We start from the raw sequence: 15,510 nt of genomic DNA on the forward strand, positions 1-15,510 counted from the left end.
CCTTGGGTTCGATAACATCAGGGCCGAGTCGTCTCTACTTCAAATAGTTGCCATACCCCACCATAGCAATCGAAGCCAGGATGACCACGATGCCTGTCAGCAGGATGCGTTTGTTACGTGCCGAGGTGCCGTGCCATTCACGGAAATACAGCCCCCACAGGTTCGACACGACAATGATGAAAGACATGTGCAGTACCCAGGAGCTGGCGTCGTTGTTGAGCCGACTCTCACCCATGCCATAGAAGAAAAATTGCAGAAACCAGATCGTACCGGCGCTGGCTGCCAAGAGGTAATTGCGCAGGAGCGGCGTACGCGAGTCGGTGTAGTTGTGGAACGAGCGGTTACGCCGATTGAGCAGCAAGCACCAGATGGCATTGGTGGTCAGCCCGCCCCACATGATCAGCATGAAGGTGACGTTGTTCTGGAACAGGCTGTTGGTGCCCTGCGTCACAGCCGCCTCGGCGAGAGGTCGACCGGCCGAGATTCCGTAGCTGAAACAGGCACTGAGAACGCCGGAAATGATAGCGACCGCCCACCCCTTGGCCAGGGAAAACTCCGCCACACTCGCCTGCTTGGTCGCCTCGGAGACTTCCCGCTCCTTGATCACACCGGCCCGCCCACAGATAGCAATGCCTACAAGCGAAATGGCAACGCCCGCCAGCACCCAATGCCCGCCAGCGCTGGCGGCCAGCTCAGTAAAGGAGCCTCGGGTTTCGTCGGTAAACAGGTCCTTGTAGATTGCAGGCATCAGCGCCCCAAGGGCGGAGGTCAGGCCCATAATGATGGACATGCCCAGCGAAAGGCCCAGGTAGCGCATGGTCAAGCCAAACGTCAGACCGCCAATCCCCCACAGCACACCGAAGGTATAGGTCCAGAGCAACGTGGACGTATCGGCCTCGCCGATGATGTGCGTGAAGTTGGGGACAGTCAGCACGGCCGCCACCAGTGGTACGAACAACCAGGAGAACAGGCCGCCAATGATCCAGTAGCTTTCCCAGGCCCAGCCCTGCACTTTCTTGTAAGGGATGTAAAAGCTGCCGGAAGCAAAGCCGCCGATAAAATGCAGGATGACACCCAGCAGGATGACCTCCATCACGCGTCTCCTGCCGTCAGTGTAAAGACTGGCAAGAGCGGTACGCTCACCGGCGACTCGTCCGGATTGGTCGCCATGATCTCAGCCATGTGATGCCACCAGCGCTTCATCACCGGCAAGCGGGGCAACTCATCCAAGGCGTGCTCACTGCGGTGCGTCAGTACGGCGTAGAGTGCATGCGTCTCAGGGTCCAGAAAGATTCGGTAATCCTCGACACCGGCGGCTAGCAGCGCGTCGACCAGCTCAGGCCAGATCTCATCGTGCCGGCGTTGATACTCTTCAGCCTGCCCGGGATGCAAGGTCATACGGAACGCTTTTGTTGGCATTATGGCGGTTCCTTGTCTGGCGGCGCGGTTCTCCGCGCCGCGCTCCTTTATCAGTGATCGTAGGGCCGATGCAGCTGGCACTCAGGGTTGAGCCGAACGCCAAAGCCGGGCTTGTCTAGCACGGAGGCCTTCATGTGGCCATTGACCGGGATCGGCTCGTCCAGAAGCTGTGGGTTGAACATCGGCACGACCTTGTCCGCCTTGGGCGCCATCATCAGGAATTCCGAGAAGGGGCTGTTGGTGCGGGTAATGACGAAGTGGTAGCTGTAGACGGAGGACCCATGGGGCACGACCAGCGCATTATGGGCATCAGCCAGCGCCGAGATCTTGATCAACTCGGTGATACCACCGCACCAGCCCACGTCCGGCTGGATAATGTCGCAACAGCCCATCTCCAAGAGCATACGGAAGCCCCAGCGGGTCGCCTCGTGTTCTCCCGTAGTGACCAGCATCCCGCTCGGCACTTGCTGACGGAGGGCGGCGTAGCCCCAGTAATCATCCGGCGGCAGCGCCTCTTCGATCCACTTGAGGCCAAACTCGCTTGCCGCATTGGCAAGACGGGTAGCGTAGTTGAGGTCAAGGCTCATCCAGCAGTCGAACATCAGCCAGAAATCGTCTCCCACCCGCTCACGCATGGTGGCCAGCGTTTCGATGTTCTTGCGCAGCCCTTCTTCACCCTCAGCGGGGCCGTGCTGAAGCGCCAGCTTGCCGCCGATAAAACCCATTTCCTTGGCCAGATCGGGCCGTGCGCCGGTGGCATAGAACTGAAGCTCGTCCCGCACGGGACCGCCCAGGAGCTGATGGACCGGCTCCTGGCGAATCTTGCCGAGCAGGTCCCACAAGGCCAAGTCCACGCCCGAAATGGTATTGAGGACAATGCCCTTGCGCCCGTAGTAGAGGGTCGCGTTGAACATCTGGTCCCAGATCTTTTCGATGTCCGTTACCTTGGCGCCTTCGATGAAGCGCGCCAAGTGCTTCTCGACGATAAAGGCGCCCAACTCACCACCCGTGGTAACAGCAAAGCCTACCGTCCCGTCGCTGGCCTCCACTTCCACCACCAGGGTGCCTAGTACGTTAATGCCAAAGCTGCGGCGGCTCTGCCGGTACTCGGGATACTTTGCCATGGGCGTGGAGATATGGTCGTCGATCCAATGACCATCGCCTTGGTCGTGATAATCCGCACCGCCGCCCCGTAGAGTGAAGGCACGAACGTGTTTAATGGTGGGCATGCTCATGGGCGTCTCCTGGCAGCGTATTAAGAGGCGTAGCGGCGCGCTTGATGGGCGTCGAAGGACTGAAGCGGTGAACAGCAAGAATCAGCAAACCGGCCAGAAGGCTGGCGCCGGCAAGGAAGTAGAGGCCGGCCGCGGTGGAGTCAAAGGCCGTCTCGGCCCAGCGCTTGAGGTTGGGTGCCATGAAGCCGCCCAGCGCGCCGATAGAGTTGATCAGGGCGATGCTGCCCGCCGCCGCGCTTCCGGCGAGGTAGGCTGAGGGAAATGTCCAGAAGATCGGCTGGACGGCAATGAACCCAGAGGCGGCAAAACATAGAGCGACCAGCGCCAGCAGCGGCGAGCCGAACGCTACCGAGGCGGCAATACCCAATCCGCCCATGGCGACGGTAAGCGCCGCGGTTGCACGGCGATTGCCGGTGCGATCTGAATAGGCCGGAATCAGGTAGGCAGCTGCAAGAGCGCACACCCAGGGAACGGAGGTCACCAGTCCAACCATAAAGCCGACCTTCTGCCCCAGTAGCCCCGCCACGTGCGTGGGCAGGTAAAACACCACGCCATAGACGCTGGTCTGGATCAGGAAATAGATCAAGCACAGATAGAGAACGCCGGGATGTGTCAGCACTTTGAGCAGGCTCTTGCCGTGGGCGAGCTTTTCGCGGTCCTCACGGTCAAGCGTCTCTTGCAGCGCCCGGCGCTCCTCGACGGTTAGCCATTTGGCATCACCCGGACGATTATCCAGGTACCAGTAGGCCCAGACGCCTACAACGGTTGCCAAGAGTCCTTCCACCATGAACAGCCATTGCCAACCATGCAACCCGCCCAGCCCGTCGAACTCAAGCAAGAGACCGGAGAGTGGGCTTCCGAAGATAAATGCCAGCGGTGCGCCGAAATAAAAGAACCCCATGGCCCTGGCGCGGGCACCTTGGGGAAACCAGTATGTGAGGTAAAGAATGACGCCCGGAAAGAATCCGGCCTCGGCCACGCCCAACAGGAACCGCAGCACGTAAAAGGTCGTCTCGTTGTGAGCGAACATCATAGCGGCGGAGATTAGGCCCCATGTCACCATGATTCGGCACATCCAAAGCCGGGCACCGACCTTGTGCATGATCAAGTTACTGGGCACCTCCAGAAAGGCATAACCGAGAAAGAAGATCCCGGCGCCAAAGGCAAATGCCGCATCCGAAAGGCCAGTGTCTGCCTGAAAGGCAGCCTTGGCGAACCCTACGTTGGCGCGGTCCAGAAACGCCAGGACATACATGAGCAGGAGAAACGGCAAAAGCCGCCAGGAGACCTTCTTGATGATGTGCGGAGACAATGTGTTCACGCCAGTTTCCTCTTGGAATTGTTATAGGGCGTGGAGCGACGTACGAGACGGCAAGCACTAGCGTGTGGGCAGTCTCTCTCGATGACGTTTAGCGCCAGAGGAAGAAAGGTCGAAACAGGCGTGAGGGCATCTGAATGTAGGGGCGGCATGAGGCAAGCGGAGCATGACGGTCACCTTGTTTTTGTTGTAGGCGCCTTGAATCTAAGCGCAGAAGCGATGCCTGACTAATCGAAATAAACTTACATCCGATACCCTTTATGCATCGGTCATGATTGCTGTGCCTGTCGTGACTTCCAGCGATAGGCCTGCCTGGAATTGAGATAAAACACTTTCTCCTGAGCTACCGATGTTTTCGTAGCCAAGAAGGCCTGCGTCAGGCCAATGGTTTTATCCAGCGAGACGAGGTGATCGCTGTTAGGCCAGTCACTGCCAAACAGGATGCGATCTTCGCCGAATAGCGACCACAAGCGGTCCAGGTGCTCCTGGTAATACGCAACGTCCAGCCCCACTGTTCCCTGTGTGCGCTGCGGCACCTCGGAGAGTTTCATGAAGGCCGTTGGTCGGGCAGCGAACGTCTCCAGGTCTCGCCAGTACGCGCGCTCTTCAGCAGGAGGGACCTGGGCATTAGGCAAGTGATCCGCCACGATACGAAGGTCTGGGACAGCATCACTTACCTCCAGCAGCGCAGCGATCAGGGATCGCGTCGGGTTGGCACTGTCCAGTGCTCTGCCGCTCTGAGCCAGAAGGCGCAACCCCTCGATAAAGCCAGGCTTTCGAAGGTCTTCTGTTAAATCACGATCCCATAGGTTGCCGTAGCGCATCCCCAGAAATAGGGGCTCGGCTGCCAGCCGGTCGAGGTCAGCCGCAAAGCGTTGATCGTTTGGCACCAGATTGCCGACAAAGCCCACCATGCCAGTATGGTGCCGTACGGCCTCAAGCAGCCAATCGTTATCCTTTCGCCAGGGGCTGGCCTCTACGGCAATCGCACCCACGACGCCCAATGGGGCTGCCTGGGCGAAATATTCGTCCGGCAATATGCGGCGATAGATAGTATCGCCTGGTTCAGGCCACGGAATACCCTCCGGGCGGTGCGGATCGAACAGATGAATGTGGGCATCAAGTCGTGGTCCCTGGTAAACCGCAAGGGTTTCGCGAGCCTGTGCGAATGCCTGTAGAGCAGGTGCCGCCATGGCTGCCAAGCCTCCAATCAGAAAGGGTCGTCTTCGCATAACGAAGCGTTAGTGTGCGTCGTAGCTACAACGGATAGATGACGTAGCCGGCAGGTGAGAGAAAGGAGGTGTGCATGGTGAATTCCTTTTTTATTGTTGGAGTCCACTCTTTAGCTGTGATGGCGCGTGATTACCAATAATAATTAGGTCAACACCGATACCCAGGCGGCATCGTTCGCTAAGGAAGAACAACAATGAACGTATCCGCATCCGCGCGCGCCCTGTTCAATCGGCTGCGTTACAAGCACCTGCTCATGCTGGTCACGTTGGGCAATAGCCAGAACCTGCATCGCGCCGCGCAGGCCCTGAACATGTCGCAACCGGCGACCACTCGCATGCTGCAGGAAATCGAAGATGCCTTTGGCTGCGAGCTGTTTGAGCGCCAGACGCGAGGTATGAAGCCTAATGCGCTGGGCGAAGAAGTCCTTCGCTTTGCCCGCACCGCCCTAACGCAGCTCGACCGCTGCGCCGAAGACCTCACCGATCGCCAGCAAGGCGGCTATGGGTATCTCTCCATCGGCACTATCATGGGCGCAGCGCCCGATCTGGTCGTTCAGTCCATCGCCGACATGAAGCGTCAGCATCCCCGGCTCAAGTTACGCATCATGGGCGACACCAGCGATCAGCTCATTGAATTACTGGACCAAGGCAGCATCGACCTGGCGGTCGCCCGGCAAAGCGCCGAAAGCGATCGGAGCCGTTACCAGTTCGAGCCGCTGGGCAACGAACATCTGGTCGTAGCCGTACGGGCCGATCATCCCTTGGCGGGGCGCGACCGGATCGACCTGAGCGAGCTGGTCAGCCAATGGCCCTGGATCTTACAGCCGTCCTCCAGTCCGGCCCGCATGGCACTGGAGCGCGCCTTCGAGCGGCTTTCACTGCCCTCACCGCGAGACGTGATTGAATGCAGTTCGGTCTTTGCCATGCTGCAGCTGGTGCAGATGACCGAGGCGATTCTGGTGCTGTCCGAAACGGTGGTCTCCGACTATCTGCGGACCGGGCTCGTCGTGCCGCTTCCACTCGAAATCGAGGAAGAGATGGCGCCCTATGGCGTGCTGCTGCGCAAGAACGAGCCCCTGAGCCAAGAGCTGGAAGCCTTTCTGCAACTCTTGCGCCGACGCGCCAATGATCTCGGACTCAGGCCATAAGCCTGACTGTTAAGCTATGGGCCTCTAACGGATAGATCACTTGATATGACCCCACGCATACCCTTCTGGCAAAACGCTGCGCAGCTCGACGGCGACGCTCCCCGCAAGTGGCTGTTTGAAGATGAAGGCTCCTTGACCCAGCGCCTGACGCAGCTCAGCGGTAACCGCTTTGCGGTGGACGTCATTACTGAAGGATGGCAGCTGCTAAGGGCAGATGAATGCAAGGCCCTGGACGCGCCGTCGGAGACGCTCGGCTGGGTACGCGAGGTTTTCCTGTTAGGTACGCAGACCCGCTGGGTGTTTGCCCGCAGCGTGGCAACGCGCGAGGCGCTCGAGGCCTCAGGGTTTGAGCTGGCTCAACTGGGCCAACGCCCACTAGGCGCTCTGCTGTTCAGCGATAACGCGTTTAACCGCGGCCCGCTGGAGGCCACGCGTTACCTTGCTGGCTGGCTTCCACAGGAAGAAGTGCAGGATCAGAAGCCGCTCTGGGCTCGGCGTTCGGTCTTTCGCCGTGACGGCCTTGGCGTATTGGTTGCCGAGGTGTTTCTGCCGGCGTTCTGGCAGTTCCTGAAAGATCAGAGGCTATAATCGGCCAGCCCGCCGTAAAACGGCTCGGGCTTTCGTTCATTCCGATACGGCGCCGCAATGAAAAAGAACCGCTCCCGTAAAAAGCCACAGCCAGCTGCCTCGCTCGCTACCGCCGCCCCGCAGAAAATCATCGGGACCACCCGGCCTAGCAGCCGCATCAAAGACTTCGTCCAACTGACGCGACTGGACAAGCCTATCGGCATCTACCTGTTGCTCTGGCCAACACTCTGGGCCTTGTGGATTGCGGGCGAAGGCCGCCCGAGCGTGAAGAACGTCATCATTTTCGTGCTGGGTGTCGCCCTGATGCGCTCGGCGGGGTGTGTAATCAACGACTTTGCCGATCGAAACTTCGACGGTCATGTCAGTCGTACCAAGGCGCGCCCGCTGGCGACCGGCAGGATAACAACCAAGGAAGCTCTGATTGCCTTTGCCGTGCTGGTTGGGCTCAGCTTCGTGCTGGTGCTGTTTACCAACGCCATCACCATCTGGATGTCCTTTGGCGCCCTGGGTATCGCTGCGCTGTATCCCTTCATGAAGCGCTACACCTATTACCCACAGGTGGTGCTGGGCGCAGCTTTCTCCTGGGGAATACCGATGGCCTTTACCGCCGAAACCGGCTCGCTTCCGCCTGAGGCCTGGCTATTATTCATCGCCAACGTGATCTGGACGGTGGGATACGACACCTATTACGCCATGGCGGATCGGGAAGACGATCTGAAGATCGGCGTGAAATCCACTGCCATCCTGTTTGGCGACGCAGACCGCATCATCATCGCGACGCTGCAGGGCCTTACCCTGCTCTGCCTGCTCCTTGCCGGTGCGCGCTTTCACATGGGCGCGTGGTTCTATCTGGGCCTTGTGGTGGCGCTAGGGTGTTTTGTCTGGGAATTTCTGAGTACACGGGACCGGGACCCCATGAAATGCTTCAAGGCTTTTTTGCATAATCACTGGGCAGGCTTGGCAATCTGGATAGGGATTGTGGTGGATTATTTGGTGCGCTGATCAGGCGGCTTCAGCTTTTTCCCATGCCTTCGGCGCTTCACGTTCTCTGCACACTTACAGAGAACGTGAAGCCAAGGCGCAGCGCCTGTTGGATACCGAAACAAGCGGTTCTGGTGACTTTACGGCGGCTTTCACGAATGACTCGCTTACCGCCTCCCTGGCACAGGCGATCACTCAGTCGGGCTTGATGAGACCCTGACCCAATCAATCTGCAGTGTTTCACCGCTTCCCATCCGCTGCAAATGATCAGCGACCACCCCTTCCATCCGCTCCAACTCTTCAACAGGAAACTCGATCTTTGCCAGCAGCACGTCGCCTTGCGCTTCCAAGTGGCAGGTTCCCGCCGGAAACTGAATAAAGCCCTTTCCCTCGTCGAACTCTACCTGAAATTTATGTCCCCAGTGCTTGCATAACCGTGTGATGTAGCGGCCTGGATTGGCCGTGGCGATACGGGACTCAGACGATGCCATAGTCGGTCTCCTTGATACGGTGGTGGGTTTGCGTGCACGCCGCTGTTGCCAGGCGACAGCCAGCCCGCTGAGGCTGATGATCGTCATGCCGACAAGGGCACCTTCGTCAGGTACATGACCAAAGAAAATGAATCCCATCAACCCTGCACAGATAATCTGTCCGTAGCTGAAGGGTGCGAGCAACGCGGGCGGCGCATAGCGGAATGCCTGGGTCAGCAGCAAGTGTCCGCCCATTCCACATGCGCCTAACCCTATCATCAAAATGGCATGCGCCCAGCTCGGCGGCTCCCAGAAGAAGGGCAACAGTGATGTCATGATCAAGCTGTTCACCAGTCCGGCGATGAAATTGCTGGTGGTGGGGCTGTCAGTCGAGGAAAGAATGCGGGTCAGGATCTGGTAGATACCAAACATCACTGCGGACCCCAGCGGTAGCAGAACAGCTGGCGTAAACAGCGAGCTACCTGGGCGAATGATGATCAGAACACCAACAAAGCCGGTCACCACAGCGATCCACTGCGGCCGGGTCACCCGCTCTTTCAGCAGGGGCACTGACAGGGCCGTTACGATCAGCGGAGCGAGGAAGTTGACCGCCGTGGCTTCTGCCAGCGGTAGATAACGCAGCCCGGCCGTAAAGAACAGGCTAGTCCCGATCAGGCACAACGCCCTGGCGATCTGCAGTCCGGGCCGCCGTGTGCGGATCACTCCCATCCCCATGCGAGGCCCGAAGACGCCCAGCATCAACACCGTATGCGAAACGTAACGGGCCCAGACCACCATCACGATCGGGTAGAAACCCGACAGGTATTTGGACATCGTGTCATGGCTGGCAAACAAGAGTATCGCGAGACAAATCAGCCCGATGCCCTTGAGCGGTTGCTCGGCAAGGCCGGAAGACGACTGAAGGCTCATTTATTGTCCTGATTGAGCACTACTGATTAGCAGGCTAAGCACTTGATCGCATAAAGGCCTGGCCCGCATGGGTAAGTCCAGTATTGAACAGATGAGCCGGGAAAGAAAAGCAGAAACAGCCCTGGGCAAGCATAACCAGGGCCTAAGGGAATCAGGCCAGCTGCACCTGACGGGCGCCACCACAGGCATTGCGCAGGCTGAACTCACGCAGCTCGTGCTCTTCAGCTTCCAGAACGCCGGGCAGTCGCTCACGCAGGAACGCCACGAACGTCTTGATCTTGGCATCCAGGTACTGACGGGACGGATACAAGGCGTACACGTTCAATTGTTGCAGTTGATACTGCGGCAGGACGCGAACCAGCGAACCGTCACGCAACCCTTCGATGGCGGAGTAAATCGGCAGGATTCCAATGCCCAGGCCCGCCTGGATCGCTTCAGTCATGGCATCGCCCACGTTGACCTGGAACGAGGTTGTGCCGATGGTGACCATTTCCTGCCCGTTGGGTCCGTCGAAAACCCACTTTTCCAGCGGCACGACCGGACTCACCAGTCTCATGCAGTCATGACTTGGCAGATCCGATGGGCTGCGAGGCAGGCCACGCGCTTCGACATAGGCAGGCGACGCACACAGGATGCTGTAGGTATGGCCGATATTCTGGGAAACAAAGCCGGAATCCGGCAGCTCCGTCGCGACCACAATCGCCACATCGTAGCCTTCATCGAGCAGGTCCGGCATCCGGTTAGCCATGGTGAGGTCAAAGTTGACCTCGGGAAACTGCTGACGATAGCCCGCAATCGCCTTGATCATGTAATGCTGACCGATCCCGGTCATGGAATGGATACGCAGCTTGCCGGCCGGCCGCGCATGAGCATCGCTGGCTTCGGCTTCGGCCTCTTCAACATAGGCCAGGATCTGCTCGCAACGCAGCAGGTAACGCTGCCCCGCCTCGGTCAGGGCGATCCGGCGGGTGGTTCGATGGAGCAGGCGGGTACGCAGATGCGCTTCCAGGCTCGCAACGGCCCGGGAAACATGTGCGGTGGTGGTGCTCAGCACTTGCGCCGCGCTGGTAAAGCTGCCGCTTTCGGCAACACAGGCGAAAACGCGCATATTGTGCAATGTGTCCATGATGCCCCTCATTAGTTAGCAAATAAATTTTGCCATGAACGCAAGAGGGCCATTATTACAAAATGTGAGATAAACATTCACAAACCAGCCGGCTTATCTCAAGACAAGGGGTTTCCTAGAATTCACGTAGGTTTGAGCGACTCTCCCCTCGAATATCTGGACGCCTTCTGTGTCATTCCCCTGTAAGAATTCGCTGCTTGGCATAAGCTTTTTTGTTCTGACTTCAACAATCTCCGGCTGTATCAGCACCCACGGTATCGCGCCGGAGGCTCAACGTATCGATGCCGACACCCTGGCTACGGACGATGCCATCCGTGCGGCCAAGCTGGACGCCCAATGGCCGGCCAGCCAGTGGTGGCGCGCCTACCGTGATCCCCAGCTGGACCGGTGGATCGCTGAAGCCCTGACCAGCAATCCGTCACTGGCAGCCGCAGCGGCACGGGTACGCTCGGCCAAGGCAATGGCCGGACTGGTGGAATCCGCCGAGGCGCCCCACGTAAACGGCAGCGTTGACCTGCGCCGTTACACATGGCCTACGGATAACTTCTATGGCCCAGGCGAGCTGGCCGACCGTACCACCTGGAACAATACCGCCTCCCTGGGACTCAGCTATAAGCTCGACTTCTGGGGACGCGAGCATGATGACAGCGAGCGTGCCCTGGATCGTGCCCACCAGGCAGCTGCCGAAGAACGTGTTGCGGTGCTCGAGCTGACAACCAACATCGTGCGAGCCTACATCCAGTTATCATTGCAATATGCGCAACGTGATGTAGCCCAAGCGACCCTGGATCAGCAGGAGCAGATCGCCAAACTGGCGAAGCGTCAGCTGGAAGGCGGTATCGGCACCCAGTTCGAGGTCAGCCAGGCCGAAGCATTGTTGCCGGAAACGCATCGACAGATCGAAGCCCTGGACGAAGCCATTGCGCTTTCGCGTAATCAGTTGGCCGCATTGGCCGGCAAAGGCCCTGGCGACGCCGCCTCGCTGACACGTCCGCAGCTGCAACTGGGCGCCATGCCAACCCTGCCCTCCCGCTTGCCACTGGAGCTGGTGGGTCATCGTCCCGACGTGGTTGCCAGCCGTTGGCAGGTTGCCATGAACGCCAAGGGTGTCGATGTAGCCCGCGCCGACTTCTACCCCAACATTGATCTGATGGCGAGCATTGGTCAGTCGATGACCATGGGCACCTTCAAGGAATTGTTCACGGCCAAAAAGACGGGTTACTCCTTTGGACCGGCTATCTCGCTGCCCATCTTCGATGGCGGTGAGCGCCGCTCGCAGCTTGGTATCGCATCGGCAGGCTACGACGCTGCGGTTGCACATTACAACCAGACCATTATCGAAGCGCTGAAGGACATCTCCGATAACCTGATTCGTCTCGACTCGGCCAACAAGCAGGCCGACATGGCCCGTGAGTCCGTGGAAGCGGCGCAGCGCACCTACGACATTGCCCGCAAGGCCTTCGAGCGCGGCCTGACCGATTACCTGCATGTACTGGACGCCCAGACCCGTCTGTTTGCCCAGCAGCGGGTGGAGCAACAGGTCCAGGCCATGCGTCTGAGCGCCCAGGCCGGCTTGATTACCGCTCTGGGTGGCGGTGCCATCGCGCCTGAAGACGGCCCGGACGAAAAGGACCTGAAACCGGCACGTGTCGATATTGCCAAAAAGCCCTAAGGCCCTCATGAAAGCAGAAACGACTTCCACCCCCACCACCAGCGCGTTTCGCCAGGCGCTTAACGCCTGGGCGAGAAGCGACGGTGTCATGTGGATCTACCTGTTCAAGGTACTGATCGCAGCCGGCCTGACCCTCTGGCTTGCCATGCGCCTCCAGTTGCCGCACCCATCCTCGGCGGTCATCACCGTTTTCATCGTGATGCAGCCGCAGAGCGGCCAGGTATTTGCCAAAAGCGTCTATCGGTTGCTGGGCACGGTAGCAGGCCTGATCGCCATGCTGGCGCTGGTTGCCCTGTTTGCCCAGGAGCGGGTGCCCTTCCTGATCTGCATGTCAGTCTGGATTGGCCTGTGCACGGCCGGCGCCATGCGCTATCGCGATATGCGCAGCTACGGCTGTGTGCTGGCAGGCTATACCGCAGCGCTGATCGGTATTCCCGCTGTCATGAGCCCTGAAGGTGCTTTTATGTCAGCGGTTATGCGGGTGCTGGCGATTTCGTTGGCCATTATCTGCAGCGGTATCGTCTCGGCAGCCCTTTTTCCGCAGACCACAGGCGCAGCCATGCGCAACGCCTTATACAACCGCTTTGGCACCTTTGCAGGCTACGTAGCCGATGTGCTGCGTGGCAAGCTGGAGCGGCATGTCGTGGAGAGCGGTGGAGTGCGCTATGCCGCCGAGGCCGTCGGGCTTGAAAACATGCGCAGCGCCACAGCCTTTGAAGATCCGCACATGCGCATGCGCAGCGGTCGTCTCTCGCGGCTGAACAGTGAGTTCATGACCATGACGACCCGTCTGCATGCCTTGAGTCGACTGCTTCTACGGTTGCGCCAGCGTCAGGCTGACGTTGTACTGTCGGCATTCGACATGGCGCAGGCTGCATTTCTGGAGCTCCTGGATAGCGTGCGTGGTCAGCCGCTGACACCACCGGACGCGGCAGCAGTCGCTGAACGTCTCTCGGCCTTGAGCGACCATACCCGCGTACGCATTCGGGAAGCCCGTGCTTCGCTACTTGCCAACGCGCCCTCCGAAGAAGATCGGCTGGACTTCGAGACGGCTGCCGAGCTGCTCTTCCGTTTGGTAGACGATCTGCACAACTACGTCCAGACCCACGCGTCCCTGGCCGCTCCGCACCATGTACGCGAGCAATGGAAGGCACGCTTCGTGGCCAAGGCCAATGCCATGGCAGCAACCGTGGCAGGTGTACGAACTGCCCTCATGGTGCTGCTGCTCAGCCTGTTCTGGATCATGACAGCCTGGCCCTATGGCGGCATGTTCGCCTCCAACGCGGCTGCCGTGGCCGCCCTCGCCTCGTCCAGTCCGATGCCCCACAAGACCGCCCAACAAATGGCCATCGGTGCATTTTTCGGCGTTACCGTGGGCTTTTTCATGAACTTCTTCGTCTTCACCCAACTGGATGGATACTGGATGCTCATGTTCGCCCTGGCACCCGTCTTCATGCTGGGCAGCTTTGTGGCCCTGCGTCCGGGTTACATGGGTTACGGGCTGGGTAGCATGGTGTTTTTCTGCTTTACCTCGATTCCCGACAACCCACCGGTGTATGACCCGTCAAACTTCATCAACAACGGTATCGCCGTACTGCTGTCCATGGCGACCACAGCCGCGATTTCCTCGATCCTGCTCCCCCCCAACAGCGCTTGGCTCTGGCGACGCCTGGAGCGTGACCTGCGCCGTCAGGTCGTTCGTGTAACGAGTGACCCGCTGCCAGGGCTTTCGAGCCGGTTCGAAAGCGCCACGCGCGACCTGCTCAATCAGGCCTACGGTTTGGCCAATGGCCGTCCGCAGGTGCAGAAGGCGCTGTTGGGCTGGACCTTTACGGTCCAGGAAGTCGGTCAGGCCATCATTGAGCTGCGTCAGGAGCAGGAGCGCCTACCGGCCGAGCCTCGATTTGCCGAAGCGTCCCCTTGGCGTCAGTCGATCCGCGCCATGGGACGTGCCCTGGCCCGCCTGTTCCTGAAGCCAAGCCAGACCAATCTGCAACGTGCGCTCACCGCGGTGGACCAGGCCATTGCCTGCGTTGAAGCGCAGCGTGAGCCCTATAGCCAGCATTTCGATGAGTCGCCGCTGCGTCGCATCCAGAGCTTCCTGCATTTCATTCGAACCTCCCTGCTCGACCCGCACGCGCCCCTGGCGCAGTACGCTGCGCCGAGCGAGCCCGTCACAGGAATCGCCCATGCCTCGTGAGATTGCTTTCCACGGTGTGTACCTGCCCACCGTTACCGTGCTGTTCATTGTTGGCCTGCTGGTGATGTGGGTCGTTGATCGCCTGTTCGCCAGCATTGGGCTGTATCGCTTTACCTGGCACCCCTCCCTGTTCCGCCTGAGCCTGTTCGCCTGCATCTATGGCGTCATGGCGCTGACCGTCTATCGTTGAGAGCCTTGTTCTATGACCTTGAAGAACCTTTTTAGCGTATTGGCGACCCTGATCGTCGTGGTAGCCGCACTGGTGATAGGCCGGCTGCTCTGGGTGCATTACATGAACGATCCGTGGACGCGGGACGGACGCGTGCGCGCCGATGTCATCAACATCGCACCGGATGTGTCGGGCCTTGTGGTCAACGTGCCGGTGCATGACAACCAGCTGGTCAAAAAAGGCGACCTGCTCCTGCAGATCGATCCGTCTCATTACGAGATTGCCGTGCATCAGGCCGAAGCCCTGGTCGCTTCGCGCAAGGCAACGCTGGACATGCGCCTGCAAAACGCCAAGCGCCGTGCCGATATCGACAGCTTGGTCGTTTCCAAGGAGAGCCGTGAAGATGCCAGCAGCATCGCTTCCTCAGCTGAGGCAGACTACAAGCAGGCCCAGGCTCAGCTTGAAGCGGCCCGCCTGAACCTGTCCCGCACCCGCGTGGTGGCGCCGGTGGATGGTTATGTCACCAACCTCCTGGTCTACCGTGGCGATTATGCTTCGGCCGGTGCACCCAAGCTTGCGATCATCGACAAGAACTCCTACTGGGTTTATGGCTACTTTGAAGAAACCAAACTGCCCCACGTGAAGATCGGCGCACCCGCCGAAATGCGAATGATGAGCGGCATGGTGCTCAAGGGCCATGTGGAGAGCATTGCCCGGGGTATCTATGATCGGGACAACCCGCAGAGCCGCGAGCTGATCGCCGATGTGAACCCGGTATTCAACTGGGTGCGCCTGGCGCAGCGAATTCCGGTGCGCATTGCCATCGATGAAGTGCCCGAGGGGATGGAGCTGTCGGCAGGCACCACCTGCACGGTCGTGTTGGATGACGGCACCGGTCATGATCACCACAACTGGCTGGGCTTTGCCGACTGATCTTGGTACGAGCCCTCTGCGTAATGCACTCCATAGAGTGATACTTCCGACTCGCACCGGCTGAACGCGCATACCCGAGTCAGTGTGCG

14 protein-coding genes and 1 pseudogene are annotated in these 15,510 nt (G+C 59.4%); 7 read left to right on the forward strand and 8 right to left on the reverse strand.

Annotated elements, in window-relative coordinates:
* Positions 1–34: 34 nt before the first annotated feature.
* From rhaT to AC4LF3_RS18120, 5 genes are all read right to left on the reverse strand, one after another.
* Positions 35–1,093 carry an L-rhamnose/proton symporter RhaT gene (rhaT, locus tag AC4LF3_RS18100; protein ID WP_491836102.1) on the reverse strand — a complete coding sequence of 353 codons (1,059 nt, stop codon included), beginning with the start codon at positions 1,091–1,093 and terminating at the stop codon, positions 35–37.
* On the reverse strand, positions 1,093–1,419 hold the full coding sequence (rhaM, locus tag AC4LF3_RS18105) for an L-rhamnose mutarotase (protein WP_491836103.1): 327 nt from the start codon (positions 1,417–1,419) through the stop codon (positions 1,093–1,095). Before rhaM ends, rhaT begins: the two co-directional genes overlap by 1 nt.
* A gap of 50 nt (positions 1,420–1,469) precedes the next feature.
* Positions 1,470–2,654, reverse strand: coding sequence for an L-rhamnonate dehydratase (gene rhmD / locus AC4LF3_RS18110; protein ID WP_491836104.1), 1,185 nt, complete (start codon positions 2,652–2,654; stop codon positions 1,470–1,472).
* On the reverse strand, positions 2,635–3,975 hold the full coding sequence (locus tag AC4LF3_RS18115) for an MFS transporter (RefSeq protein ID WP_491836105.1): 1,341 nt from the start codon (positions 3,973–3,975) through the stop codon (positions 2,635–2,637). The genes rhmD and AC4LF3_RS18115 overlap by 20 nt, the downstream gene beginning before the upstream one ends.
* A 266-nt stretch (positions 3,976–4,241) precedes the next feature.
* A complete protein-coding gene (locus AC4LF3_RS18120) occupies positions 4,242–5,165 on the reverse strand; it encodes an amidohydrolase family protein (RefSeq protein WP_491836106.1) in 924 nt (307 codons plus the stop codon).
* 233 nt (positions 5,166–5,398) lie between these two features.
* On the opposite strand from AC4LF3_RS18120, the gene AC4LF3_RS18125 reads away from it, so the two are divergent.
* The 3 genes from AC4LF3_RS18125 to ubiA are packed head-to-tail and all read left to right on the forward strand — an operon-like array spanning position 5,399 to position 7,942.
* Positions 5,399–6,352 carry a LysR family transcriptional regulator gene (locus AC4LF3_RS18125; RefSeq protein WP_491836107.1) on the forward strand — a complete coding sequence of 318 codons (954 nt, stop codon included), beginning with the start codon at positions 5,399–5,401 and terminating at the stop codon, positions 6,350–6,352.
* Positions 6,353–6,397: 45 nt separating this feature from the next.
* Positions 6,398–6,940, forward strand: coding sequence for a chorismate--pyruvate lyase family protein (locus AC4LF3_RS18130; RefSeq protein WP_491836108.1), 543 nt, complete (start codon positions 6,398–6,400; stop codon positions 6,938–6,940).
* A 57-nt stretch (positions 6,941–6,997) separates the two neighbouring features.
* Positions 6,998–7,942: a 4-hydroxybenzoate octaprenyltransferase gene (ubiA, locus tag AC4LF3_RS18135; protein ID WP_491836109.1), complete on the forward strand. Its 945-nt coding sequence runs from the start codon at positions 6,998–7,000 to the stop codon at positions 7,940–7,942.
* A 170-nt stretch (positions 7,943–8,112) separates the two neighbouring features.
* Here the strand turns inward: ubiA and AC4LF3_RS18140 are convergent, their stop codons facing one another.
* From AC4LF3_RS18140 to AC4LF3_RS18150, 3 genes and pseudogenes are all read right to left on the reverse strand, one after another.
* Positions 8,113–8,412: a DUF2218 domain-containing protein gene (locus tag AC4LF3_RS18140; protein ID WP_289928714.1), complete on the reverse strand. Its 300-nt coding sequence runs from the start codon at positions 8,410–8,412 to the stop codon at positions 8,113–8,115.
* Positions 8,413–8,448: 36 nt separating this feature from the next.
* A pseudogene (locus tag AC4LF3_RS18145) lies at positions 8,449–9,321 on the reverse strand (DMT family transporter); the annotation flags it as partial.
* Between the two features lie 151 nt (positions 9,322–9,472).
* Positions 9,473–10,447, reverse strand: coding sequence for a LysR family transcriptional regulator (locus AC4LF3_RS18150; protein WP_019366670.1), 975 nt, complete (start codon positions 10,445–10,447; stop codon positions 9,473–9,475).
* Positions 10,448–10,616: 169 nt separating this feature from the next.
* Between AC4LF3_RS18150 and AC4LF3_RS18155 the strand changes: the two genes are divergently transcribed.
* Genes AC4LF3_RS18155 through AC4LF3_RS18170 form a run of 4 tightly spaced genes read left to right on the forward strand, consistent with a single transcriptional unit; the run spans position 10,617 to position 15,421 of the window.
* On the forward strand, positions 10,617–12,119 hold the full coding sequence (locus AC4LF3_RS18155; RefSeq protein ID WP_122041451.1) for an efflux transporter outer membrane subunit: 1,503 nt from the start codon (positions 10,617–10,619) through the stop codon (positions 12,117–12,119).
* Between the two features lie 7 nt (positions 12,120–12,126).
* Positions 12,127–14,319: an FUSC family protein gene (locus tag AC4LF3_RS18160; protein ID WP_491836110.1), complete on the forward strand. Its 2,193-nt coding sequence runs from the start codon at positions 12,127–12,129 to the stop codon at positions 14,317–14,319.
* A complete protein-coding gene (locus AC4LF3_RS18165) occupies positions 14,309–14,509 on the forward strand; it encodes a DUF1656 domain-containing protein (protein WP_010796023.1) in 201 nt (66 codons plus the stop codon). The genes AC4LF3_RS18160 and AC4LF3_RS18165 overlap by 11 nt, the downstream gene beginning before the upstream one ends.
* Before the next feature lie 12 nt (positions 14,510–14,521).
* Positions 14,522–15,421: an efflux RND transporter periplasmic adaptor subunit gene (locus AC4LF3_RS18170; RefSeq protein ID WP_010796024.1), complete on the forward strand. Its 900-nt coding sequence runs from the start codon at positions 14,522–14,524 to the stop codon at positions 15,419–15,421.
* The last annotated feature ends 89 nt before the right edge of the window (positions 15,422–15,510 follow it).

The sequence above is a fragment of the Pseudomonas sp. C2.3V genome (assembly GCF_058536325.1).